We start from the raw sequence: 2,624 nt of genomic DNA on the forward strand, positions 1-2,624 counted from the left end.
CGGGCCGAGCTGGATACGAATCCGGATGCTGAGGCGCGGTTTCATGCGATTCGGAAGGCGTTTGCGTATGGGAGGTCGAATTGACTATGTTCGCCCCCCATCATTGCGCCGGTTCAGCTGTAGTTCGGCTCCTTCTCCAGGACGACGCTCGATATCGCGAGCCGGTTGCGATCCATGAAGTCTTCCGAGTCGTGGTAGCTCAGCCCGTCGATAGAGACGTGAACGGGGCTCCCGAGCAGTTTGCTCAGTCCTTCGGACATCGCCTTCTCGAGTTGGGCGGGCGTCAGGTTCTTGAATGGGTTGGTGCTGGACATGAGCGCTCCTTGGGTGGGTGGAGGCCCAGTTTCGCATGAGCGGCCGCGCGGTCAAGTGGGCGCTGAATACGCCCGTCAAACATGCCCCTGCCAAGCAGGTGCTGACCGTTCTTGCTCACTACGAGTCGGACGGCCACATGACCAGCTTCGCCTCGACCACCACTCTGGTCGCCAATACCGGGCAGGACCGCAAAACGGTTCTCGCCAATTTGCGCAGGTTGCAAGAACTCGGATTCATCCAGGACACTGGCGAGCGCGTCGGCAGCACCAAATCGGTGATTGTCTGGCGTCTGGTCGAGCCCCCAAGCGGTCCCAATAACGGCACTACTAAGCAGTCCCAAAACACACCCTGCTCAGATGTCCCAAATCCGGGACCGCTTAGCAGTACCGAATTCGCCACTGCTTCACCTCCTGAAGCTGTCCCAGTTTCCCAGTCAAGCGGTCCCAATTCCTACGGGAAGCTGTCCCAATTTCCACCCGAAGCAGTACCAGTTTTCCCTACAGAGGGGATAGAGGGAAAAGAAAGAGGGGAAAAACCTGAGGGGGGAGCGCGTGCGCCCGAGCGCGAGCGCACATCCGCGCACGCCCCCGCGAGAGCCCAGCTCACCCTGATCGCCGGAACCGACGTCGATCAAGCTGCCGAGGAATCCGACATGACCGACACGAAACGCGGCACACGCCTGCCTGCTGATTGGCAACTCCGACGTTCGCTGGGCGTCTGGGCCATGGCGGAGGTGCCCGAGTGGACCGAAGACGACGTTCGCCGCCAGGCCGAAGCCTTCCGCGACCACTGGGTGGCCGTTCCCGGCAAAGCTGGCCTGAAGCTGGACTGGGACGCCACCTGGCGCAACTGGGTGCGTAACGAGCGCAAATGGGCCAGCGAACGCGCGGGACGTCGCGCAAGCCCGGGGAAAAGCCGCCCCGGACTACCTGGCGTCAGGCAATCGCCTCCGAGCAATCTGGATGAGCGCGAGCGCATCAAGGCTGCGGCCAAGCGCCGCCTGTTCGGCAACGGTGCGGAGGTGATCGATGTCTGAAGACGACTTCGACGCGCTGAGCGACCTGCTGGATGACGTCCATGAGCTTCGCGGCATCCCCTTACTGTCCGATCGTGCCAAGGCGCTGTTCTTCCGGGCGATCCAGCAATTCCCCTGGCCGCTGGTGGAGAAGGCCATCCAGGCTCACATCCAGGATCCCGCCGAAGGAAAATTCCGCTCTCCGATTCAGCCGGCCCACGTCATCGGGCAAATTGAGCAGGCCATGCAGCAGGGTGGCCGACCCGGCGCTGACGAGGCCTGGGCAATCGCGCTACGCGGTCGCGATGAACGCGAAACCGTGGTCTGGACGGAGGAGATTGCCGGAGCATTATCCGAGGTTCGCCCAGTTCTTCAGGCCGGCGACGACACGGGCGCCCGCATGGCCTTCCGGCAGGCCTATGACCGCCTGGTCGCGGATGCCCGCAGGGCACGACGTCCTATGCGTTGGATGCCCAGCCTGGGAACGGATGCTTCCCGTAGGGAGGTCGCCATCACGCATGCGGTAAATGCTGGTCTGCTGCCCGCACCCGCTGCGGCAGCATTGTTGCCCCCGCCGATGCCAGAAGAGGGGCCCACCGCCGCCGGGCTTGCCCAACTCGCCGAGGTGAAGCGATTGCTATCCACCATCGGATCGCCTCGAGACCGCCTGATTGACGCCCGAATGACGGCCAATGCCGAGGAACGAGCCCGCTTACAGGCCGCCAAGCAACGTACCGCCGCAGCAGTTCGGTCCAGGGAGTGACGATGAAAAAAGGCGCATACAGCGAGGCAATGGAAGATGCCGGTTACAGCACAGAGCCTGTGCGGCCGTGGGGATGTTGCCACGTTGCCGGCTGTGTGATGCCGGGCACCATGACGTCATCCACGTCTGGGACTTCTGAATGGTTCTGCCGTTTCCACTTCGGTGCACCCGCAGCCACGTGGGGAGATATCACGGCACGTGTCGCCAATCGGCAAGCCCTCTTTGATGTAGGACGCAGTCTGTCGGCATCTACACCCAATACCACCATCTCGACCGCTGCAATTCGAACGATAGAAGCGGCCAGGCGCCGTGATTTGCTGGAACTTCCCGCGGACAAGAAGCGTACTGCACGCAATCTTGGCCGACACATGATGGCCGTGTTGGAGAACGAGGTGAAACGACCGCAGCAACAGCCCCAAATGGGCACCATGGGCGAGCTGATCGCCGAATCCGAGGAGATCGGGGCATGACGCTGACCACGGACAAAAGCGGACAGGACACGCAACGTCTCGCGCCCGCGCGCGCGTTTTC

The 2,624-nt window shown here is 62.5% G+C and carries 4 protein-coding genes; 3 read left to right on the forward strand and 1 reads right to left on the reverse strand.

Annotation, left to right across the window (positions count from 1 at the left end; all coding sequences use genetic code 11):
• Positions 1-113: 113 nt before the first annotated feature.
• Positions 114-314: a hypothetical protein gene (locus tag ABD104_RS30020; protein ID WP_343928867.1), complete on the reverse strand. Its 201-nt coding sequence runs from the start codon at positions 312-314 to the stop codon at positions 114-116.
• 35 nt (positions 315-349) lie between these two features.
• On the opposite strand from ABD104_RS30020, the gene ABD104_RS30025 reads away from it, so the two are divergent.
• Genes ABD104_RS30025 through ABD104_RS30035 form a run of 3 tightly spaced genes read left to right on the forward strand, consistent with a single transcriptional unit; the run spans position 350 to position 2,563 of the window.
• Positions 350-1,351, forward strand: coding sequence for a hypothetical protein (locus ABD104_RS30025; RefSeq protein ID WP_343928868.1), 1,002 nt, complete (start codon positions 350-352; stop codon positions 1,349-1,351).
• Positions 1,344-2,093: a hypothetical protein gene (locus ABD104_RS30030; RefSeq protein ID WP_343928869.1), complete on the forward strand. Its 750-nt coding sequence runs from the start codon at positions 1,344-1,346 to the stop codon at positions 2,091-2,093. Before ABD104_RS30025 ends, ABD104_RS30030 begins: the two co-directional genes overlap by 8 nt.
• 2 nt (positions 2,094-2,095) lie before the next feature.
• Complete coding sequence (locus ABD104_RS30035) at positions 2,096-2,563, forward strand: hypothetical protein (protein ID WP_343928870.1); 468 nt, start codon at positions 2,096-2,098, stop codon at positions 2,561-2,563.
• Positions 2,564-2,624 lie beyond the last annotated feature (61 nt).

This window comes from Pigmentiphaga daeguensis (assembly GCF_039523035.1).
GTDB classification, from domain to species: domain Bacteria; phylum Pseudomonadota; class Gammaproteobacteria; order Burkholderiales; family Burkholderiaceae_B; genus Pigmentiphaga; species Pigmentiphaga daeguensis.